The sequence below is a fragment of the Herbiconiux aconitum genome (assembly GCF_024979235.1).
Classification (GTDB): Bacteria; Actinomycetota; Actinomycetes; order Actinomycetales; family Microbacteriaceae; genus Herbiconiux; species Herbiconiux aconitum.
On the sequence record NZ_JANLCM010000001.1, the window covers coordinates 1,035,596 to 1,056,062 of the forward strand.

Below are 20,467 nucleotides of genomic sequence, written 5' to 3' on the forward strand. Positions count from 1 at the left end.
TGGTCAAACCGGATCAGCACAAAGGATCAATTATCCACAGACTGTGGACAACATCTGTGAATGACACGCGTACAGTCAATACAGCGAACTTGCCCTGTGGCATGGCAGTCACTAGCTTAGTTGCCTACAGTTACTAACAGCCGGCGGGGGCGCAGCAAACGGCTGACAGTCGAACGGGTGAGTTCGGCCACGCAATTCACGTTCGACAGGAGTTCCATTGGCTGACGGTGCCGGCTCGACAGAGGACAACTGGCGAACGGTGCTCCAGGTGCTCTCCACCGACCAGCGCATCACCCCGCAACTCAAAGGTTTTCTCGGACTGGTCGTGCCGAAGGGCATCCTCGGCGGCTCCTTCTACCTCGAGGTTCCCAACGACTTCACCCGCGACATGCTCGAGCAGCGGGTGCGCCCCTCCCTTCTCTCTGCACTCGGCACGCTCGACCCTCAGCTCGACGTCAGCAGCTTCTCCGTCGTCGTGAACCCCGACATCGCCGGCTACGAGACCACCACCGTGACCGATCCGGTGCCGGTGATCTCACCGGGAGGCGGCAGCCCCGGCACGGACTCGGCGTACGTCGAATCGGTTGCGCCCCCCGTGCAGGAGACAGCAGGCCCCCACCGCAACAACGACACGCGCCTCAACGCGAAGTACAGCTTCGACAACTTCGTCATCGGCGGCTCGAACCGCTTCGCACATGCCGCTGCCGTCGCCGTGGCGGAGGCTCCGGCGAAGGCGTACAACCCCCTCTTCATCTATGGCGACTCCGGGCTCGGCAAAACCCACCTCCTTCACGCCATCGGTCATTACGCCATCAGCCTCTATCCCGGCGTCCGAGTGCGCTACGTGAGCTCCGAGGAGTTCACGAACGACTTCATCAACTCCATCGCGAACAACCGCGGCGCCGCGTTCCAGTCGCGCTACCGCGACATCGACCTGCTACTCATCGACGACATCCAATTCCTCCAGCGAGCAGTCGAGACCCAGGAAGCCTTCTTCCACACCTTCAACACGCTCCACGACCACAACAAGCAGGTGGTCATCACCTCCGACCTGCCACCGAAGCACCTCACCGGGTTCGAAGAGCGGATGCGCACCCGGTTCGAGTGGGGTCTCATCACCGATGTGCAGACCCCCGACCTCGAGACCCGCATCGCCATCCTGCGCAAGAAGGCGCAGAGCGAACGGCTCCGAGTACCCGACGACATCCTCGAGTTCATGGCGTCGAAGGTGTCCAGCAACGTGCGCGAACTCGAGGGCACACTCATCCGTGTCACCGCGTTCGCGAGCCTGAACCGCACGCCGGTCGACATGGCGCTCGTGCAGACCGTGCTGAAAGACCTCATCACCCTCGACGACGACAACGTCATCGCCCCGGTCGACATCATCAATCACACGGCCGAGTACTTCAAGCTCTCGGTCGACGACCTCTACGGTTCGAGCCGCTCCCAGGCCATCGCCACGGCGCGGCAGATCGCCATGTATCTCTGTCGCGAGATGACGAGCCTCTCCCTCCCCAAGATCGGTCAGCTGTTCGGCGGTCGCGACCACACCACGGTGATGTACGCCAACAACAAGATCGGCAAGCTGATGACCGAGAAGCGGTCGATCTACAACCAGGTCACGGAGATCTCGAATCGCATCAAGCACAACCAGCGCTACAAAAGCGCCTGAGTGCTCCCTGGCAGCGTTGTCCACAGATTGTGAAGAGTGTGTGGATAACAGCCTCCCTGATGTTGATCAGTCGACTCGACATGTGGACTCGTTCATGGAGCGTTCATCGCCCGTCAGCCCGCGCCAACAGCCGTTTCACACCCGGTCAACAACTCACACGCATGTAGTTCGGCACGATCGAGCGGTTTAAACAGAGTTATCCACATATCCACAGGCGTTAAGAACATTAAGAGATCTTCTTTAAACAAATGACATCCAAGAACCTTGTGCAGGAATTGCTCCACCGATCCCGTGCCTCACACCCGATAACATGGAGCGACCCCAGGTCAGTCAAGTCGACAGAGGTGACTTCGTGAAGTTCCAAGTAAACCGAGACGTCTTCAGCGAAGCAGTGTCGTTCGCCGTGAAGCTGTTGCCTCAGCGCACCACTCTGCCGATCCTCAGTGGAGTGCTGATCGAAGCGACGGATGACGGTCTCACCCTCTCCTCGTTCGACTACGAGGTCTCGGCGCAGACGCAGATCTCCGCCGATGTCGAAGAACCGGGAGTCGTTCTGGTCTCCGGCCGGCTGCTCTCCGACATCGCGAACCGGCTGCCGAACGCGCCCGTCAGCTTCTCCACCGAGGATTCACGCATCGTGGTGAGCTGCGGCTCGGCGCGATTCACCCTGTTGAGCATGCCGGTGGAGGAATATCCGACTCTTCCGCAGGTCGGTGCCGAATCGGGGCTGCTGCCGGCCGACCAGTTCGCCGCCGCCGTGTCACAGGTCGCGGTCGCGGCATCCCGCGACGACGTCACACCCGTCATCACCGGTGTGCAGCTCGAGGTGAGCGAGAACACGATCTCTCTCGTCGCCACCGACCGCTACCGTGTCGCCGTGCGCAACATCGATTGGGATTCGAACGACTCCGGCACACAATCGGCCACTGCCCTGGTTCCCGCCCGCACGCTGCAGGAGGTCGGCAAGACCTTCGGCAACTCCGGCACCATCTCGGTGGCGATCACCAACACCGACGACCGAGAGCTGATCGCGTTCAAGGCCGACAAGAAGACCGTCACGACCCTGCTGATCAAGGGCAACTTTCCTCCCGTGAAGCGACTGTTCCCCGAGAGTGTCGACAACTACGCGGTGATCAACACCGCCGACCTGATCGAGGCCACCAAGCGCGTCTCCCTCGTGCTGGAGCGTGAGGCCGCGTTGCGCTTCACCTTCACCATCGATGGCGTCACCCTGGAAGCCATCGGCTCGGAGCAGGCTCAGGCATCCGAGTCGATCGACGCGCTGCTCACCGGCTCCGACACGGTCGTCTCGCTGAAGCCGCAGTTCCTGCTCGACGGTCTGGGCGCGGTGCACTCGGAGTTCGTGCGGATCTCGTTCACCAAGACCGACAATCCGAACAAGCCGGGCCCGGTGCTCATCACGAGCCAATCGTCGAAGGACCAGCCCGGGTCGGATGACTACAAATACCTGCTGCAGCCCAACCTGCTGCTGCGCTGACGACACAAGGAGCTGTCATGAACATTGGACTCATCGGCCTGGGCAAGATGGGCAACAACATGCGCGCCCGGCTGAAGAAGTCCGGCATCGACGTGGTGGGGTATGACACCAATCCCGCCGTGAGCGATGTCGCCGACCTCCCGGCGCTGGCTGCCGCTCTTCCCGCGCCGCGCATCGTGTGGGTCATGGTGCCGGCCGGTGCGATCACCGACGGCGTGATCCACGACCTGGCCGAGGTGCTCGACGAGGGCGACCTGATCATCGACGGTGGTAACTCCAAGTTCACCGAAGACTTCAAGCACTCCGAGTTCCTCGCACCGAAGGGCATCCAGTTCATGGATGCCGGCGTCTCCGGCGGAGTCTGGGGCCTCGAGAACGGATACGGCCTGATGGTCGGCGGCACGGCGGAGAACGTCGAGCGGGCGATGCCCGTGTTCGACGCGCTGCGGCCCGAAGGTCCGCGGGCCGAGGGCTTCGTGCACGTCGGCGAGGTGGGCGCCGGGCACTACGCGAAGATGGTGCACAACGGCATCGAGTACGGCATCATGCAGGCGTACGCCGAGGGCTATGAGCTGCTCGACGCCAAGAAAGACATCATCAAAGATGTCACCGGCACCTTCAAGGCCTGGCAGCGCGGAACGGTCGTGCGCTCCTGGCTGCTCGAGCTCCTGGTGCGCGCACTGGAGGCCGACCCCGAATTCCGTGACATCCAGGGCTACGTGGACGACTCGGGCGAGGGTCGCTGGACCTTGGAGGAAGCGATCGAGAACGCCGTGCCGATGCCGGCCATCAGCGCGTCGATCTTCGCCCGATTCGTGTCGCGCCAGGAGGACTCGCCGTCGATGAAGGCCGTCGCCGCTCTGCGCAACCAGTTCGGCGGCCACGCGGTCAAAGAGCTCGACTAGCTCCTAGCGGCTTGTTCGTCCGACACCTGAGTCTCACCGACTTCCGAAACTACGTCACGGCCGAGGTCGCACTCGCGCCGGGACCGAACCTGTTCGTCGGCAGCAACGGTCAGGGCAAGACGAACCTCGTCGAGTCGCTCGCCTACCTCGCAACGCTCGGATCGCACCGGGTCTCCACCGACCAGGCGCTGATCCGAGCGGGGCAGGATTCGGCGATCGTGCGGGCCCGCCTCGAGTACGACGGGCGTGAGCTGCTCGTCGAGCTGCAGCTGAACCGCGCCGCGGCCAACCGGGCCCAGGTGAACCGGGGCGCCATCAAGCCGAGGGAGCTGCCGCGTTACGTGTCGACGGTGCTCTTCGCTCCCGAAGACCTTGCGCTCGTGCGCGGGGAGCCCTCCACACGGCGGCGCTTCGTGGATGCGCTCCTCGGCGCCAAGTCGCCACGCCTGATCGGTGTGTTCGCCGACTACGACCGCGTGCTCAAGCAGCGGAACGCGTTGCTCAAGTCGGCCCGCGCATCCGGATTGAAGAGCGAGAAGCTCTCGACCCTCGAGCTCTGGAACGAGCGGCTGGTGGAGCTCGGCTCCGAGATCATGGCTGAACGTATCGCGATCGTGGCCGCTCTCGGCCCCTTCGTGCGCGACGCCTACCAAGCCGTGGCCGGCTCCGACCAGGAGCCGAGGATCGAAGTGGTGCTGAGCATCCTGGCCGATCACCCCGAAGCCGACGATGCGGAGGCGACCGTTGCGGCAGCGGCCGAACTCACGCGCGAGGGGCTCACGGATGCGTTCCGCGCCGCTCTCGAGAAGGTGGCGCGAGCCGAGCGCGACCGCGGTATCACCCTCGTCGGTCCGCATCGCGACGACCTCCTCTTCAGGTTGAACGATCTCCCCGCGAAGGGCTACGCGAGCCACGGTGAGTCGTGGTCGTTCGCCCTCGCGCTGAAGCTGGCCTGCGCCGAGCTGCTGCGGGCGGACTCGATCACCGGCGACCCGATCGTCATCCTCGACGACGTGTTCGCCGAACTCGACCAGCGCCGGCGCGGTCGGCTCGCGGATGCGGTGAAAGGCTACGAGCAGGTGCTGATCACGGCCGCCGTGTACGAAGACGTTCCCCCGGAGCTCACCGCCCAGACCGTGCGGATCTCGGCCGGGACTATCGTGGACGCATCCGGCGAACCGACCACGCCGAGCACCCCGGGCACGCCCACCGAACCGACCGAGCCGACACCATGAGCGAATCGCAGAACGTCTACCTCCGCCTCAAGGCGGCGTTCGGGGATCCGAGCTCCCGCGCGGCCACGTGGCGTGCCAAGAAGACCCGCGCGCTGGGTCGCGACGGCGACGGCACGAGCATCCCGTACGGCGTCGGTCGCGATCCACATGGGCTCGGCGACGTGATGTCGTCGCTCTCCAGCGAGCTCGGCTGGACCTCGTCGCTGGCGAAGTCAGACCTCCTCCTGGCGTGGACGGAGATCGCCGGCCCGGAGACCGCCGAGCACAGTCGGCCGATCGGCATCACCGACTCCGTGCTCACCGTGCAATGTGACTCCACGGCCTGGGCGACCCAGCTCCGGCACATGCGCGTGTTGATCATGACCACCATCGCTCAGCGCTATCCGGATGCGGGCATCGAGTCGATCCGCTTCGAAGCCCCCCACGCTCCGTCCTGGAAACGCGGCTCCAGATCGATTCCAGGGCGGGGTCCTCGCGACACCTACGGTTAACAGGGCAAATGTGGTCATCCGGTCGGAAATAATCGCTCACAGCGGCATATAGCGGCCGTTTCACACCCTTCGTTTGATAGAATTAAGGGTCGCCTGCCCGGCCGTTGGGCGCGGCACTGAGGAGCCCATTTCCATATGTCTGAATCGGACAAGGTCCACCCTGACAACGAGTACGGCGCGGACCAGATCCAGGTTCTTGAAGGTCTCGAGGCGGTGCGGAAGCGCCCCGGCATGTACATCGGTTCGACAGGCCCCAGAGGTCTGCACCACCTTGTGTACGAGATCGTCGACAACTCCGTCGACGAGGCCCTCGCCGGTTATGCCACGCACATCGAGATCGTCATGCGCAAAGACGGTGGGATCACCGTCGTCGACAACGGTCGAGGCATCCCCGTCGACATCCACCCGGTCGAGAAGAAGTCGACCGTGGAGGTCGTGCTGACGATCTTGCACGCCGGCGGCAAGTTCGGCGGCGGCGGATATGCGGTCTCGGGTGGTCTGCACGGCGTCGGCAGCTCGGTGGTGAACGCCCTGAGCCGCGAACTCGACGTCGAGGTGCGCCGGCAGGGCAACGTGTACCGGCAGAGCTACAAGATCGGTGTGCCTCAGGCCCCGCTCGAAATGGGCGAGTCGACCACCGAGACGGGCACCACGATCACGTTCTGGCCGAGCAACGAGATCTTCGAGACCACGGTGTTCGACTACGAGACCCTCCGCGCCCGGTTCCAGCAGATGGCCTTCTTGAACAAGGGCCTCGCCATCAAGCTCACCGACGAGCGCGACGGCGACGAAGAAGAGACCACGGTCACCTATCTCTATGAGCAGGGCCTGAAGGACTACGTCGAGTACCTCAACCGCTCGAAGAAGGCCGACCTCGTGAACGACGAGATCATCTCCTTCGAGCAGGAGGACACCGAGCGCAAGATCGCGCTCGAGGTCGCCATGCAGTGGACCACCGGATACACCGAGAGCGTCCACACCTACGCGAACACGATCAACACCCACGAGGGCGGAACCCACGAAGAGGGCTTCCGGGCCGCGCTCACCACGCTCGTCAACAAGTACGCGCGCGAGAAGGGCATCATCAAGGAGAAAGACGACAATCTCTCCGGCGACGACGTGCGCGAAGGTCTCACTGCGGTGATCTCGATCAAGCTCGCCGAGCCGCAGTTCGAGGGCCAGACGAAGACCAAGCTCGGCAACACCGAGGCGAAGGCCTTTGTGCAGCGCGTGGTCGGCACCGAGCTCACCGACTGGTTCGACCGCAACCCCGTTCAGGCACGCGACATCATCCGCAAGGCGATCCAGGCATCCCAGGCCCGGATGGCAGCACGGAAGGCGCGCGAGCAGACCCGGCGCAAGGGCCTGCTCGAGGGCGGCGGGATGCCCGGAAAACTCAAGGACTGCTCGAGCCGCGACCCCGCCAAGAGCGAGATCTTCATCGTGGAGGGCGACTCGGCCGGTGGCTCCGCCATCCAGGGCCGTAACCCTGAGACGCAGGCGATCTTGCCCCTCCGAGGCAAGATCCTGAACGTCGAGAAGGCGCGGCTCGACCGCGCACTCGGCAACAACGAGGTGCAGGCCATGATCACCGCGTTCGGCGCGGGCATCGGCGAAGACTTCAACGCCGAGAAGGCGCGCTACCACAAGATCGTTCTGATGGCGGATGCGGATGTCGACGGTCAGCACATCACGACGCTGCTGCTCACCCTGGTGTTCCGCTACATGCGGCCGCTGATCGAGCTGGGCTACGTCTACCTCGCGATGCCGCCGCTCTACCGTCTGAAGTGGACGAACTCGCCGCACGAGTACGTCTACTCGGATGCCGAGCGCGACGCGCTCCTCGTCGACGGCCAGGCCGCCGGCAAGCGCATCCCGAAAGAGAACGGCATCCAGCGCTACAAGGGTCTCGGCGAGATGGACTACCGCGAGCTGTGGGACACCACGATGGATCCCGACACCCGCACCCTCCGCCAGATCACGCTGGACGACGCGGCCGCGGCCGACGAGATCTTCTCGACGCTGATGGGCGAAGACGTCGAGTCCCGGCGCAACTTCATCCAGAAGAACGCCAAAGACGTTCGCTTCCTCGACATCTGATCACCGACAGAAACTGAACTGAACCATGACAGATGAATTGATGCCCCCTGCCGGCGACCGGATCGAACAGGTCGATCTGCAGCTCGAGATGCAGCGTTCCTACCTCGACTACGCGATGAGCGTGATCGTGGGCCGAGCTCTGCCCGACGTGCGTGACGGCCTGAAGCCCGTGCACCGCCGCGTGATCTACGCGATGTACGACGGCGGCTACCGGCCCGACCGCGCCTTCTCGAAGTCGGCCCGTGTGGTCGGCGAGGTGATGGGTCAGTTCCACCCGCACGGCGACACGTCGATCTACGACACCCTCGTGCGTCTCATCCAGCCGTGGAGCCTCCGCTACCCGCTCGCGCTCGGTCAGGGCAACTTCGGCTCCCCCGGCAACGACGGCGCGGCCGCCCCGCGGTACACCGAGACGAAGATGGCTCCGCTCGCCCTCGAGATGGTGCGTGACATCCAGGAAGAGACCGTCGACTTCCAGGACAACTACGACGGCCGCACGCTCGAGCCCGTCGTGTTGCCGGCGCGCTTCCCCAACCTGCTCGTGAACGGTTCGGTGGGCATCGCGGTCGGCATGGCCACGAACATCCCGCCGCACAACCTGCGCGAGGTGGCCTCCGGCGCCATCTGGTATCTCGAGAACCCCGAGGCCGACCGCGAAGAGCTGCTCGAAGCACTGATGCAGCGGATCAAGGGCCCCGACTTCCCGACCGGCGCCCAGATCCTGGGCGTCAAGGGCATCCACGACGCCTACCGCACCGGTCGCGGCTCCATCACGATGCGCGCCGTCGTCAGCGTCGAGGAGCTGCAGGGCCGCACCTGCCTCGTGGTCACCGAGCTGCCCTACCAGGTGAACCCCGACAACCTGGCCATCAAGATCGCGGATCTGGTGAAAGACGGCAAGCTCGCCGGCATTGCCGACATCCGCGACGAGACCTCCGGTCGCACGGGTCAGCGCCTCGTCATCGTGCTGAAGCGCGACGCCGTGGCCAAGGTCGTGCTGAACAACCTCTACAAGCACACCCCGCTGCAGGACAACTTCGGTGCCAACATGCTGGCGATCGTCGACGGCATCCCGCGCACCCTCCCCCTCGACGGCTTCATCACCGAGTGGGTCGCTCACCAGATCACCGTCATCGTTCGGCGCACCCAGTTCCGCCTGCGCGAGGCCGAGGCGCGCATGCACATCCTGCGCGGCTACCTGAAGGCGCTCGAAGCGCTCGACGAGGTCATCGCCCTCATCCGCCGGTCGCCGACGGTCGAGCAGGCCCGCGACGGGCTGATGGAGCTGCTCGTGATCGACGAGCTGCAAGCCCGCGCCATCCTCGAACTCCAGCTGCGTCGTCTGGCCGCTCTCGAGCGCCAGAAGATCCAGGAGGAGGCCGACGAGCTGCAGCTGAAGATCGACGAGTACAACGTCATCCTCGCCAGCCCCTCCCGGCAGCGCGAGATCATCATCGAAGAGCTCACCGACATCGTCACGAAGTTCGGCGACGACCGGCGCACCGAGATCATGTTCGGCTTCGACGGCGACATGAACGTCGAAGACCTCATCCCCGAAGAGGAGATGGTGGTCACGGTCACTCGCGGCGGCTACGTCAAGCGCACGCGCAGTGACAACTACCGCAGCCAGCACCGCGGCGGCAAGGGTGTGAAGGGCGCGCAGCTGCGAGCGGATGACGTCGTGGAGCACTTCTTCGTCACCACCACGCACCACTGGCTGCTGTTCTTCACCAACACCGGTCGTGTCTACCGCGCCAAGGCCTACGAGCTGCAAGAGGCCGGACGGGACGCGAAGGGTCAGCACGTCGCGAACCTGCTCGCCCTCGCACCCGACGAGCAGATCACGCAGATCCTCGACATCCGCGACTACCAGGCCGCGCAGTTCCTCGTGCTCGCCACGAAGGGCGGCCTGCTGAAGAAGACCTCCCTCACCGAATACGACACGAACCGCTCGGGCGGCATCATCGCGATCAACCTCCGCGAGGGCGACGAGTTGGTATCGGCCCTCCTGGTCGACGAGGATTCCGACCTCTTGCTGGTGTCGAAGAAGGGCATGTCGATCCGCTTCACGGCCTCCGACGAGGCTCTGCGGCCGATGGGGCGCGCGACCTCCGGCGTCATCGGCATGAAGTTCCGCGGCGGCGACGAGCTGCAGGGAGCAGCCGTGGTCTCCGATGAAGGATTCGTGTTCATCGTGACCGAGGGGGGCTACGCCAAGCGCACCTCTGTCGACGAATACCGGGTGCAGGGCCGCGGCGGCCTGGGCATCAAGGTCGCCAAACTCGCCGAGGCACGAGGCGATCTGATCGGCTCGCTGATCGTCGGCGAGGACGACGAGGTCCTAGTGGTCCTTGCCAGCGGCAAGGTGGTACGCTCTGCCGTGGCCGAAGTTCCGGCTAAGGGACGCGACACGATGGGCGTTGTCTTCGCCCGCTTCGCGGACGACGACCGCATCATCGCAGTGGCCAAGAACACGGAACGCAACCTGGTAGCCGAGCTCGAAGAGAGCGACGACGCCCAGGCTGCGCCTGGAGAGGAATCAACGACGGATGAGTAATCTTGGCGACAAATTCGCGAAGAAAACGGCAAGAGTCGCCACGACGAAGCAGGTTCGGCTGAAGCTGGTCTACATCGACTTCTGGTCGGTGCTGAAGATCGCCTTCCTCCTCGCGATCATCCTCGGGATCGTCATCATCGTGGCGTCGTTCCTGGTCTGGTCGGTGCTCAACCAGACGGGCGTGTTCGACTCCATCAACACACTCCTGAAGGACATCGCCGGGGCCAGCAACTTCGACCTGTTCGACTTCGCGTCGCTGGCGCAGGTGATGGGCTTCTCGGTGGTCGTCGCGATCCTCAACGTGATCGTCATCACCGCTCTGGGGGCGATCGGGGCCGCGCTCTACAACCTCGCTGTGCGGATCACCGGTGGTGTGATGCTCGGTTTCACCAATAAGTAGGCCGGATTCGTCCGACCGGGCCTTTGTAGGGTAATCTCTACTCTGGTCAAAAAAACGGGGCTATAGCTCAGGCGGTTAGAGCGCTTCGCTGATAACGAAGAGGTCCGAGGTTCAAGTCCTCGTAGCCCCACGAGAGATCCACAAGAAATCTCCCGGAGACACCGTGCTGGTCCGCCAGCACGGTCTTGCGGGGGGCCTTAGCTCAGTTGGTAGAGCGCCTGCTTTGCAAGCAGGATGTCGGGAGTTCGATTCTCCCAGGCTCCACTCGATTGAAGAGAAAAACCCCGCACCGTGAGGTGCGGGGTTTTTGTCATCCTGCGGCTTCTCAGCTCTCGGGGTTGGTCTCCGGAGCCGGATCTTCATCGGCGATCCAGAGCTCGTCGTCGGCACGGAAGGTCTGCCAGAGCGCGTAGCCGAGGCCGGCGACCGTCACCACGCCGAACGTGACGAGCACGACCAGACCGACCTTCGAGCCGCCGGACTTCTTCGGAGCAGCCTTCTGCATGCTCTTCGCGGCCTTCGAGACGTTCTTGCCGGCCTTCTGCACGAATTCCGGGTTGCGCGCCAACTGCATCACCGCAGCGGCCGATCCGACGGTTCCCGCCAAGGCGGGGATGACATCGGAGGTGAAGCGATCACGCGCGGTCTGACCGGCGACCTTCACGGCTGCCACATTCTTGCTGATGGCCGGAGCCACGGTGCCGACAGCTGCACTGACCCGCGGGCGCACCTCTTCGTCGGCGAGGAAGCTCGCTTGCTTGCCGGCCTCACGCAGGATCGCGTTGGCGCGGTCGAGAACGGCCTGCTGGTCGACCCACAGGTCTTCTGCCGTTCCCTTCAGGCGCGTGAGCGCTTTGCGGCGCTTGCGGGAAAGACTCATAAGAAACCTCCATCGGCGAGAGCACGGTCATTGTCATCTTGCCACGCAATGATGCGCCGCAGTAGTTCGCGGCACTGATCATCCACTTCGCATACCCTGGACCTTCACTGGAAGCCCCCAGCCGGTGTGCGAGAATTGAGCCCATGCCCGCACACACGCACGTCGCGACCCTCAACACCAACCACGGCCCCATCGTGGTCAACCTGTACGGCCACCAGGCCCCGAAGACGGTCAAGAACTTCGTCGGCCTCGCTTCGGGCGAGATCGAGTGGACCGACCCCAAGACCGGTCAGCCCACCAACGCGCCGCTCTACAACGGCATCGTCTTCCACCGCATCATCCCCGGCTTCATGATCCAGGGCGGCGACCCGCTCGGCAACGGCACCGGCGGCCCCGGCTTCAAGTTCGACGACGAGATCAACGGCGAGCTCAACTTCAACGAGCCCTACATCCTCGCGATGGCCAACGCCGGCATCCAGAACGGCCAGGGCACCAACGGCTCGCAGTTCTTCATCACCGTCGGCCCGACCACCTGGCTTCAGGGCAAGCACACCATCTTCGGCGAGGTGGCGGATGACGCTTCCAAGCGCATCGTCGACAAGCTGGCCGGCGTGGCGACGGATGCCTACGACCGCCCGCTCGACGAGGTCGTGCTCGAGAGCGTGACCGTCGAGGCGGTCTAGCTCCACTTTGCTCGACAACGCGCGATGACGACCGCTCCGGACACCCCGGACAACTATTGTTACCGGCACCCCGGTCGGCAGAGCTTCATCCTCTGTCAGCGCTGCGGGCGCACCGTCTGCCCGGATTGCCAGGTGCAGGCGGCCGTCGGCGTGCACTGCGTCGAATGCGCCGCCCAGGATCGGCGTGAGGCTCCGCGCGTGCGGCGCGGGCGTCCTGCCCTCCTCCGCAACCTGACGGGTTCGGGCGCTCCGGTGGTCACCTACACCTTGATCGCCATCTGTCTGGTGGTGTTCGGGCTGCAGTCGATTCCCGGACTCGGAGTCACCCAGGCTCTGCAATTCGCGCCGGCCTACGTGCTGCCGATCCCCGGTGCGCCGTTCGAACCGTGGCGGATGATCACCTCCGTGTTCACGCACGGCTCGATCCTGCACGTGCTGTTGAACATGTACACCCTGTTCATCTTCGGCAGTGTGCTCGAACGGATGCTCGGTCGCTGGCGCTATCTCGCCCTCTTCCTCATCTCCGGTCTCGGAGGGTCGGTGGCCGTCGTGCTGCTGGCCGGCCCGCTGACCGCGGTGGTGGGCGCATCCGGAGCCATCTTCGGGTTGATGGGCGCGTTCTTCATCATCAACCGGCACCTGGGCGGCAACAGCGTGCAACTGCTCGTGCTGGTGGCCATCAACTTGGCCTACGGGTTCTTCGTGCCGGGCATCTCGTGGCAGGCGCACGTCGGCGGTCTGGTTGCCGGAGCCATCGTGGCGTTGATCTTCGTGCGCACGCGGCCCATCCGGAAGCGGAATCTGCAGATCGTGCTGCTCGCGGCCGTGGTGGCGGCGCTCATCGCGATCACGGCGGTTCGCGCTCTGGTGTGACGGCCCCGCCGTCACACCCTCCCCTCACCCGTACGTATTCCCCCGAATCCACAGGGTTATCCACAGCTGTGGACTTATCCACAGCAGTTTCCACATTGGGGATAATTACATCGGTGTAATTAGCGTTGGAGGCGGGCTGTTCTGATCAGCGCCAGCGAGTCGTCATGATGAAGCCGATGAAGGCGATGCCGAACCCGACGAGGATGTTCCAGCTGCCGAGTGCCGGCACAGGGAAGACGCCCTGGCTCACGTAGAACACGATGATCCAGAGCAGACCCACGATCATGAACCCGAACATCACCGGCTTGAACCACACCGGGTTCGGGGTCTTGGCGGAGGACTCGTCGCTGGAGGAGCGCTGAACGTCCTTCGAGCGGCGGGCGACGTCCTTCGTGGATGCTTTGTCTCGGGCCATGCCGACGATTCTAACGGGCTTTCATCCACGGTTCTCCACCGGTTTTCCACAGGGCAACCGCTTCGGGGGCGCAGCACAGCTTCCGCCTCCTAGGATTGGCGGTATGAGTGAGCTCCCCCCGTCGGTGCCCGAAGGCACCGAACCGCCCCTCCGGCGCCCCCGCAAGCAGAAGCGCAGCGTCTTCTCGCGGGTCGTCGGCGTGGCGGGCGAACTGCTCATCACCGCCGGTGTTCTCGTGCTCCTCTTTCTCGGGTGGCAGTTCTCGATCAACGGCATCATGCTGAACAACCAGCAGGCTTCCGACGCGAACACGCTCTCGCATTCCTGGGCGGGCGAGGGTTCGAATTCCACCACGCCGGTGCCGAGCCCGACTGCCGCGGCCGACGCCGCCACCTTCCAGTACGGCGAGCCGCCGGTCATCGCGGCCCCCGCTACCACCGAAGACTTCGCGGTGATGTACGTGCCGCGTTTCGGGGCCGACTTCAAGAAGACGATCGCCGAAGGTGTCGATCCGCGCTCGGTGCTCAACAACGGCGGCGCCGGTCACTACCCCGGAACGCAGATGCCCGGAGCCGTGGGCAACTTCGCAGTCGCAGCACACCGCGACGGATGGGGCAGCCCCTTCCTCAAGATCAACGAGTTGCAGGTGGGCGACCCCATCTACGTCGAGACGCAGGACGGCTGGTACACCTACACCTTCCGCAGCCTCGAGTACGTGACGCCGTACGGCGTCGGGGTGATCGACCCGGTTCCCCAGGTCGAGGGGGCGACGCCGAGCGATCGCTTGATCACTCTCACCAGCTGCAACCCGCTCTACATCGCGTCGGAGCGGATCATCGCCTATGGCGTGCTGACCGATTGGCAGCCTCGCTCCGTGGGGGCACCCGCGGAGATCGCCGGAATCGTGGGGGCCTAAACCATGTATGCAGCTCTGTGGCACATCCTGCCCGGCCCGGTCTGGGTGCGCATCCTCATCCTCGTCGTGCTGGCGGCCGTCATCCTCGCCGTGCTCGCCTTCTGGGTCTTTCCGTGGATCGACGATCTGACTGCTCCCGTGCAAGACGTGACGGTGGATCAATGACGCGCGTTCTGGTCATCGACAACTACGACAGCTTCGTCTACACGCTGAACGGGTACCTCCAGCAGTTGGGCGCGGAGACCACGGTCGTGCGGAACGACGCGTTCGACGGCGCCGATGCGAGCACCACGATCGCCGACTACGACGCCGTGCTCCTCTCCCCCGGCCCCGGTAAGCCGAGCGAGGCCGGTGTGTCGATCCCGGTCGTGTTCGCGGCGCTCGAGACGAACACCCCGCTGCTCGGCGTGTGCCTCGGCCACCAGGCGATCGCGGAGGCGCTCGGCGCGACGGTCACGAACGCCGAAGAGTTGATGCACGGCAAGACCTCCGTCATCCGGCACGACGGCAGTGCGTTCTACGACGGTGTTCCCGACGGGTTCACCGCCACGCGGTATCACTCGCTCGCCGTGGTCGACGGCACGGTGCCCGAAAGCCTTGTCGTCACCTCCCGCACCGAGGGCGGCGTCATCATGGGTGTTCGCCACGTGAGCGCGCCACTGCATGGCGTGCAGTTCCACCCGGAATCGGTGCTCACCGAGGGTGGTTACAAGATGCTCGGCAACTGGCTCGCCACCGCCGGGCTTGAGGATGCGCCGGCCAAGGCCGCCGACCTGAACCCCCTGCTGAGGGCTGTGTAGCCTTCTCGGCCGCTGGAGCCTTTCAGGCTACGGGCCGGTGCAGTAGCGGATGGTGATCTCCGATTTCTGCAGGGCGTCGCCGGGGGCGATCGACTGGGTGGAGACCGGGTTGGAGGGGGCGCTCTTGCACCCCGCGTCCTGCTCGACCTTCACGTCGAGCTGGAGCTGGCTGAGGGAACTGCTCGCGACGTCGATCGGCTGGCCCGCGACATCCGGAACCGTCACCATGCCGGTCGAGACGAAGATGTTGATCGTGTCTCCGGCGTGTGCCTCGGTTCCCGCGGGCGGGTCGCTGCGAATCACGACATCGGCCGCAACGTCGGCGGAATTCTCCTTGTTGGTCTGACCCACCACGAACTTGGCTGCGGTGATGGCATTCGCTGCATCCGTCGCATTCATGTTCTGCAGGTTGGGCACCGCGACCGCCTCCTTGCCCTGGGAGACGTTCACTTCGACCACGGTTCCCGGGCTCACGATCGTGCCGGTCGCCGGATCGGTGTCGACCACCTGTCCGGCCGGCACCGTGTCGCTGTAGACGTCGAACCTCGCCGTCACGAGGTCGAGCTGCTGCAGTGTGGCGTCTGCCGCTTCGTAGGTCTGGCCGGTGACCGTGGGGATCTCCCGCGAGGCCGAAGGCAGCTCGTCGGTGGGCTGCAGAGTCAGCACCCAGAACACGATGGCCACGAGGATGACGGCCACCGAGGCGATGCCCGCCCAGATCCACACCACGGGCGGCCGTGACTGCGTGCGCACGGTGTACTCGTCGTCGCCGGCGAGCTGCGTGAGTGCTGCTTCGGTGCCCTGTGCGAGGCTCGGCGGGGCTCCGAACAAGGAGGACTGGAAGTCGTCGGCCGGCAGACGCTTCGAGGGGATCTTGCCCGCGCCGGCGATCTCGAGATCGGTGCGGAACTCGACCGCGCTCTGAAAGCGCGCGAAGCGGTCTTTCGCCAGCGCGTGCAGCACCACCTGGTCGATCGCCGGCGAGACCATCGGGTTGATGCTCGACGGTGCGACCGGCATCTCGCTCACGTGCTGGTAGGCCACGGCAACCGGGGTCTCGCCCTTGAACGGCGGTTCGCCGGTGAGCATCTCGAAGAGCACGACACCCGTGGAGTAGAGGTCGGTTCGGGCGTCGACCGATTCGCCGCGAGCCTGCTCGGGCGAGAAGTACTGAGCGGTGCCGAGGATGGCCGTGGTCTGGGCGACGGTGGCCGAGGAGTCGGAGATGGCGCGGGCGATGCCGAAGTCCATCACCTTCACCTGGCCGCCGTGCGTGATCATCACGTTTCCGGGCTTGATGTCACGGTGCACGACCCCAGCGCGGTGCGAGTACTCGAGGGCGGTGAGGATGCCTTCGGTGATGCGGATCGCCTCGGCCGAATCGACCGGGCCCTCCTTGATCACGTCTTTGAGCAGCTTGCCCTCGACGAATTCCATGACGATGAAGGGAACGATGCCCTCGAAGCCGCCGGGCTCCGCCACCCGTTCTTCCCCGGCATCGAACACCCGCACGATGGTGGGGTGTGCCATCCGTGACGCCGCCTGCGCCTCTTGGCGGAAGCGGGTGCGGAACACCGGATCACCGGCCAGCGACGACTTCAACAGCTTGATGGCGACCTGGCGGCCCAACCGCTCGTCGCGGCCCGAGTACACGTTCGACATGCCACCGCGGCCGATCAGTTCGCCCAGGCGGTACCGCCCGGCGAGAAGACGGTTGTCGTCGGTCACTGTTGTTGCTCCTGGATCGATGTCGGGAAGAGCCTCGGGTCGCTCTGGTGGGTGTGTGAAGGAGGAGACGAAACGGTCAGTTGTTGTTGCCCGGGCCGCTGTTGCCGCCGTTACCGCCCTCGGCTCCATCCGTGGGCGGCGTGACGATGTTCAGCTGCGTGGTCATGCCCGACGAGAACCCGGAGGCGGTGCCCGAGCAGGTGACGCTGTACTTCACGTCGACCTTGTCGCCGGCGGCACCGGTGACCGTGAGGGTCGCCGTGGTTCCGGTGATGCCGGTGGGCGCCGTCGCGTTGGTGGCTTCGAGCGTGTAGCCGTCGAGCGTCGTGCCGGACGGGCAGCTGTACGACGACCACTGCACGTCGAAGGTGCCGCCGGCCGGAACCGAGTTCTGCTGGCTGACCGTGGGGCTCGTCGTTCCGGTGAACTGCACGGGCGTGGTCGGCGGGGTCGGGGTGATGACCGCGGTGTAGACCGTGAGGGCGATCGTCGTGCCTGGTTGCACGTTGCCGACGGGCGTCGCCTGGTAGACCACGTCGACCTGATCGGCGGCCGGCGCCGCGTTTCCCTCGACACGACTGGCGCTGAGACCCTTGTCGGAGAGGAACTGGGCGGCCACGTCGAAGGTCTTGCCCTTCAGATCGGCTTCGCTGATCGCGACGGTCGTGGGAGTGGGCGACGGTGTGACCGACGGCGTGGGTGTCTTCGAGGGTGTCGGGGCCGAGGTGGTGGTGGTCGGAGTGGCCGGCGCGTTGTTGCTGTTCGCCTGCACCACCAGGGCCACGATCGTGCCGATCAGCACGAGGCCCAGGATGATGATGAGCACGATGAGCGGCCACGTCCAGGGGCTGCGTTTCTTCGGCTCTTCGACCGCATCCGTGGTCGGTGGCGTGGGGGGAGGCACGATGCCGTTCGACCCGTTCTGGGCCGAGAGCACGGTGGTGGCCTGGGTCGCGCCCGGTGCCGGCATCAGGCGGGTGGCCATGGTGGGGGGCAACGGTTCGCTGCCCAGCACGGCCGGCACGGCGGCCGCGGCCGACGCGATGTCACCACGGCGCAGGGCCATGGCGGCGCGCGCGAGGTTGCCGGTGGAGGACGGACGGTCGTCGGGCTTTTTGGCGATGCAGGAGAGCACGAGGTTGCGCACCGGCTCGGCGACCGTGACCGGCAGGTCGGGCGGAGTCTCGTTGATCTGCGCCATCGCGATCGCGACCTGCGATTCACCCGAGAACGGACGCTTTCCGGCCAGGCACTCGTAGGCCACGATTCCGAGGGAGTAGATGTCGGTCGTGGGTGATGCCGGCTGACCGCTGGCCTGCTCGGGCGAGAGGTACTGCACCGTGCCCATCACCTGGCCGGTCGCGGTGAGCGGAACCTGGTCGGCGATGCGGGCGATTCCGAAGTCGGTGATCTTCACTCGGCCGTCGGGGGTGATCAGCAGGTTGCCGGGCTTGATGTCGCGGTGCACGAGTCCGGCGGCGTGGGCGGCCTGCAGGGCCAGTGCCGTCTGCGCGATGATGTCGAGAACGCGGTCGGTCGAGAGCACGTGCTCCCGCTCGAGGATGGTGGAGAGCGCCTCGCCGGGCACCAGTTCCATCACGAGGTAGGCGCTGCCCTCCTCCTCGCCGTAGTCGTAGACGTTGGCGATGCCTTCGTGGTTCACGAGTGCGGCGTGACGCGCCTCGGCGCGGAACCGCTCGAGGAACCCGGGGTCGCCCAAGTATTCGTCTTTTAAGATCTTGATGGCCACGGTGCGGCCGATCACGAGGTCGGTCGCCTGCCAGACCTCGCCCATGCCGCCGATCGCGATGCGATTCGACAGCTCGTACCGGCCACCGAAGGTCACCCCTGCTGTGGGTCTCATTTACTCAAGCCCGCCTCTAGTACTCGTTTTGCGATCGGTGCGGCCAACTCGTTTCCGGAACCGGACTGGCCCAACCCACCGCCATCTTCGACGACCACTGCGACGGCAACCCGAGGGTTGTCTGCGGGAGCAAAGCCGGTGAACCACAGCGTGTAGGGATCGCCCTCCCCGTTCTCCGCGGTTCCGGTCTTACCGGCCACACTGACCCCGTCTATTCTTGCATTAGTCGCCGCGCCGTTATCGACTGCCTGCACCATGAGATCCGATAGTTGCGAAGCCGTTGTAGAAGTCAACGGCGTCGACAATTCCTTGGCCTCGAAGCTCTCGAGCACGCTCAGATCCGGGGCTTGGATCGCGTCCACCAGGTTCGGTGTCATCAGCTTCCCTCCGTTCGCCACCGCAGCCGACAGCATCGCGATCTGCAGCGGGGTCGCCACGTCACTGCCCTGCCCGAAGGCCGAGAGGGCGAGCTGCGCGTCGTCGAGTCCTCGCGGGTAGACGCTGGTGGAGACATCCATCGGCACCGTCAGCTCACTGCCGAAACCGAAGGCCTTCGCCATGTCGGCCAGCGGCTGCTCACCCATCTCGACGCCGAGCTCGGCCATCGGGATGTTGCAGGAGAGGATGAACGCGGTGGCGATGGTGACCTGGTCGCCGCCGCCGCAGGTTCCGCCGCCGGCATTGCTGACCGTGGAGTCGCTGCCGGGCAGCGGCAGGCGTGCCAGGTTCGGCTCGGTGTGGTCGATCGGCAGGTTCGCGTTCTGCAGTGCAGCGGAGGTGGTGACGATCTTGAAGGTCGAGCCGGGAGGATTCAGGTCGTTGATGGTCTTGTTGATCAGCGGATCGCCGGGAGCCGCGAGCAGGGAGTCGTAGGTGTCGAGCACGGTTTGGGTGTCGTGCACGGCGAGCGTGTTGGGGTCGAAGTCGGGCTTCGACACCATGGCGAGGATGCGACCGGTCGAGGGCTCGATCGCCACGACCGCGCCCTGGTAGCTGCCCAGTGCATCGTAGGCCGCCTGCTGGATCACCGGATCGATGGAGAGCTCGACCGAGGCACCTTGCGGGTTCTGCCCCGTGACCAGGCGGTTCAAGTATTCGAGGAACTGCGAGTCGCTGGTGCCGGAGAGGTAGTCGTTGAGACTCTGCTCGATCTGGCTCGAACCCTGTCCGAGCGTGTAGTAGCCGGTGACCGCGCTGTAGAGCTGACCCTGCGGATAGACGCGCTGGTACTTGAACTCGTCGTTCGTCGGCACCGACTCGGCGATGGGCTGGCCGCCCACCAGGATCGCTCCGCGCTCGGTGTCGTAGCTCGCGTAGATGGTGCGGGCGTTGCGGGCGTCGCTCGCCAGATTGTCGGCCTGGAAGAACTGGATGGTGGTGGTGGACGCGAACAGGGCCACGAACATCAGGAACACCACGATGCTCACACGCTTGAGTTCTCGGGTCACGG

Annotated in this window: 18 protein-coding genes and 2 tRNA genes; 15 read left to right on the forward strand and 5 right to left on the reverse strand. The window is 65.0% G+C overall.

Annotated elements, in window-relative coordinates; all coding sequences use genetic code 11:
• Nucleotides 1–259 precede the first annotated feature (259 nt).
• The 10 genes from dnaA (at nucleotide 260) to N1027_RS04765 (ending at nucleotide 11,122) form a co-directional block, all read left to right on the forward strand.
• Entirely contained in the window at nucleotides 260–1,672 is a 1,413-nt protein-coding gene (dnaA, locus tag N1027_RS04720) for a chromosomal replication initiator protein DnaA (protein WP_372499712.1), read from the forward strand.
• 352 nt (nucleotides 1,673–2,024) lie between these two features.
• Nucleotides 2,025–3,170 (forward strand): DNA polymerase III subunit beta, encoded by a 1,146-nt coding sequence (gene dnaN / locus N1027_RS04725; protein ID WP_259505705.1) that lies wholly within the window; start codon nucleotides 2,025–2,027, stop codon nucleotides 3,168–3,170.
• 17 nt (nucleotides 3,171–3,187) lie between these two features.
• Nucleotides 3,188–4,075 carry a phosphogluconate dehydrogenase (NAD(+)-dependent, decarboxylating) gene (gnd, locus tag N1027_RS04730; protein ID WP_259505708.1) on the forward strand — a complete coding sequence of 296 codons (888 nt, stop codon included), beginning with the start codon at nucleotides 3,188–3,190 and terminating at the stop codon, nucleotides 4,073–4,075.
• A gap of 11 nt (nucleotides 4,076–4,086) precedes the next feature.
• Nucleotides 4,087–5,310, forward strand: a complete 1,224-nt coding sequence (recF, locus tag N1027_RS04735) for a DNA replication/repair protein RecF (RefSeq protein ID WP_259505709.1) — start codon at nucleotides 4,087–4,089, stop codon at nucleotides 5,308–5,310.
• Nucleotides 5,307–5,801, forward strand: a complete 495-nt coding sequence (locus tag N1027_RS04740; RefSeq protein WP_259505711.1) for a DciA family protein — start codon at nucleotides 5,307–5,309, stop codon at nucleotides 5,799–5,801. The genes recF and N1027_RS04740 overlap by 4 nt, the downstream gene beginning before the upstream one ends.
• A 135-nt stretch (nucleotides 5,802–5,936) precedes the next feature.
• The gene (gene gyrB, locus N1027_RS04745) at nucleotides 5,937–7,901 is read left to right on the forward strand and encodes a DNA topoisomerase (ATP-hydrolyzing) subunit B (protein WP_259505713.1); all 1,965 of its coding nucleotides are present in this window, start codon (nucleotides 5,937–5,939) and stop codon (nucleotides 7,899–7,901) included.
• A 25-nt stretch (nucleotides 7,902–7,926) separates the two neighbouring features.
• Complete coding sequence (gene gyrA / locus N1027_RS04750) at nucleotides 7,927–10,458, forward strand: DNA gyrase subunit A (RefSeq protein ID WP_259505715.1); 2,532 nt, start codon at nucleotides 7,927–7,929, stop codon at nucleotides 10,456–10,458.
• On the forward strand, nucleotides 10,451–10,858 hold the full coding sequence (locus tag N1027_RS04755) for a DUF3566 domain-containing protein (RefSeq protein ID WP_259505723.1): 408 nt from the start codon (nucleotides 10,451–10,453) through the stop codon (nucleotides 10,856–10,858). Before gyrA ends, N1027_RS04755 begins: the two co-directional genes overlap by 8 nt.
• A 56-nt stretch (nucleotides 10,859–10,914) precedes the next feature.
• A tRNA-Ile gene (locus N1027_RS04760) sits at nucleotides 10,915–10,988 on the forward strand.
• A gap of 61 nt (nucleotides 10,989–11,049) precedes the next feature.
• A tRNA-Ala gene (locus N1027_RS04765) sits at nucleotides 11,050–11,122 on the forward strand.
• 61 nt (nucleotides 11,123–11,183) lie between these two features.
• Here the strand turns inward: N1027_RS04765 and N1027_RS04770 are convergent.
• A complete protein-coding gene (locus N1027_RS04770) occupies nucleotides 11,184–11,738 on the reverse strand; it encodes a hypothetical protein (RefSeq protein WP_259505725.1) in 555 nt (184 codons plus the stop codon).
• A 143-nt stretch (nucleotides 11,739–11,881) separates the two neighbouring features.
• Here N1027_RS04770 and N1027_RS04775 point away from each other — a divergent pair, with 143 nt between their 5' ends.
• Nucleotides 11,882–12,421, forward strand: coding sequence for a peptidylprolyl isomerase (locus N1027_RS04775; RefSeq protein WP_259505727.1), 540 nt, complete (start codon nucleotides 11,882–11,884; stop codon nucleotides 12,419–12,421).
• Between the two features lie 24 nt (nucleotides 12,422–12,445).
• Nucleotides 12,446–13,294, forward strand: coding sequence for a rhomboid family intramembrane serine protease (locus tag N1027_RS04780; protein ID WP_259505729.1), 849 nt, complete (start codon nucleotides 12,446–12,448; stop codon nucleotides 13,292–13,294).
• Nucleotides 13,295–13,439: 145 nt separating this feature from the next.
• Here N1027_RS04780 and N1027_RS04785 read toward each other — a convergent pair whose 3' ends face one another.
• A complete protein-coding gene (locus N1027_RS04785) occupies nucleotides 13,440–13,709 on the reverse strand; it encodes a cell division protein CrgA (RefSeq protein ID WP_259505731.1) in 270 nt (89 codons plus the stop codon).
• A 103-nt stretch (nucleotides 13,710–13,812) separates the two neighbouring features.
• Between N1027_RS04785 and N1027_RS04790 the strand changes: the two genes are divergently transcribed.
• The 3 genes from N1027_RS04790 to N1027_RS04800 are packed head-to-tail and all read left to right on the forward strand — an operon-like array spanning nucleotide 13,813 to nucleotide 15,425.
• Nucleotides 13,813–14,625, forward strand: a complete 813-nt coding sequence (locus N1027_RS04790) for a class E sortase (protein ID WP_259505733.1) — start codon at nucleotides 13,813–13,815, stop codon at nucleotides 14,623–14,625.
• A 3-nt stretch (nucleotides 14,626–14,628) separates the two neighbouring features.
• Nucleotides 14,629–14,790, forward strand: coding sequence for a hypothetical protein (locus tag N1027_RS04795; RefSeq protein WP_259505735.1), 162 nt, complete (start codon nucleotides 14,629–14,631; stop codon nucleotides 14,788–14,790).
• A complete protein-coding gene (locus N1027_RS04800; RefSeq protein WP_259505737.1) occupies nucleotides 14,787–15,425 on the forward strand; it encodes an anthranilate synthase component II in 639 nt (212 codons plus the stop codon). The genes N1027_RS04795 and N1027_RS04800 overlap by 4 nt, the downstream gene beginning before the upstream one ends.
• A gap of 27 nt (nucleotides 15,426–15,452) precedes the next feature.
• Here the strand turns inward: N1027_RS04800 and pknB are convergent, their stop codons facing one another.
• The 3 genes from pknB to N1027_RS04815 all read right to left on the reverse strand — a co-directional run bounded on the left by pknB (nucleotide 15,453) and on the right by N1027_RS04815 (nucleotide 20,465).
• On the reverse strand, nucleotides 15,453–17,153 hold the full coding sequence (gene pknB, locus N1027_RS04805) for a Stk1 family PASTA domain-containing Ser/Thr kinase (RefSeq protein WP_259505739.1): 1,701 nt from the start codon (nucleotides 17,151–17,153) through the stop codon (nucleotides 15,453–15,455).
• A 76-nt stretch (nucleotides 17,154–17,229) separates the two neighbouring features.
• Nucleotides 17,230–19,017, reverse strand: a complete 1,788-nt coding sequence (locus N1027_RS04810; protein ID WP_259505741.1) for a serine/threonine-protein kinase — start codon at nucleotides 19,015–19,017, stop codon at nucleotides 17,230–17,232.
• Nucleotides 19,014–20,465 carry a peptidoglycan D,D-transpeptidase FtsI family protein gene (locus tag N1027_RS04815; protein WP_259505743.1) on the reverse strand — a complete coding sequence of 484 codons (1,452 nt, stop codon included), beginning with the start codon at nucleotides 20,463–20,465 and terminating at the stop codon, nucleotides 19,014–19,016. The genes N1027_RS04810 and N1027_RS04815 overlap by 4 nt, the downstream gene beginning before the upstream one ends.
• Nucleotides 20,466–20,467 lie beyond the last annotated feature (2 nt).

Bases quoted from the DNA above. Each gene is read 5' to 3' on its own strand.
- gnd (WP_259505708.1), top strand. From the start codon at position 3,188: ATGAACATTGGACTCATCGGCCTGGGCAAGATGGGCAACAACATGCGC.
- N1027_RS04740 (WP_259505711.1), top strand. From the start codon at position 5,307: ATGAGCGAATCGCAGAACGTCTACCTCCGCCTCAAGGCGGCGTTCGGG.
- gyrB (WP_259505713.1), top strand. From the start codon at position 5,937: ATGTCTGAATCGGACAAGGTCCACCCTGACAACGAGTACGGCGCGGAC.
- gyrA (WP_259505715.1), top strand. From the start codon at position 7,927: ATGACAGATGAATTGATGCCCCCTGCCGGCGACCGGATCGAACAGGTC.
- N1027_RS04755 (WP_259505723.1), top strand. From the start codon at position 10,451: ATGAGTAATCTTGGCGACAAATTCGCGAAGAAAACGGCAAGAGTCGCC.
- N1027_RS04770 (WP_259505725.1), bottom strand. From the start codon at position 11,738: ATGAGTCTTTCCCGCAAGCGCCGCAAAGCGCTCACGCGCCTGAAGGGA.
- N1027_RS04775 (WP_259505727.1), top strand. From the start codon at position 11,882: ATGCCCGCACACACGCACGTCGCGACCCTCAACACCAACCACGGCCCC.
- N1027_RS04780 (WP_259505729.1), top strand. From the start codon at position 12,446: ATGACGACCGCTCCGGACACCCCGGACAACTATTGTTACCGGCACCCC.
- N1027_RS04785 (WP_259505731.1), bottom strand. From the start codon at position 13,709: ATGGCCCGAGACAAAGCATCCACGAAGGACGTCGCCCGCCGCTCGAAG.
- N1027_RS04790 (WP_259505733.1), top strand. From the start codon at position 13,813: ATGAGTGAGCTCCCCCCGTCGGTGCCCGAAGGCACCGAACCGCCCCTC.
- N1027_RS04795 (WP_259505735.1), top strand. From the start codon at position 14,629: ATGTATGCAGCTCTGTGGCACATCCTGCCCGGCCCGGTCTGGGTGCGC.
- N1027_RS04800 (WP_259505737.1), top strand. From the start codon at position 14,787: ATGACGCGCGTTCTGGTCATCGACAACTACGACAGCTTCGTCTACACG.
- N1027_RS04810 (WP_259505741.1), bottom strand. From the start codon at position 19,017: ATGAGACCCACAGCAGGGGTGACCTTCGGTGGCCGGTACGAGCTGTCG.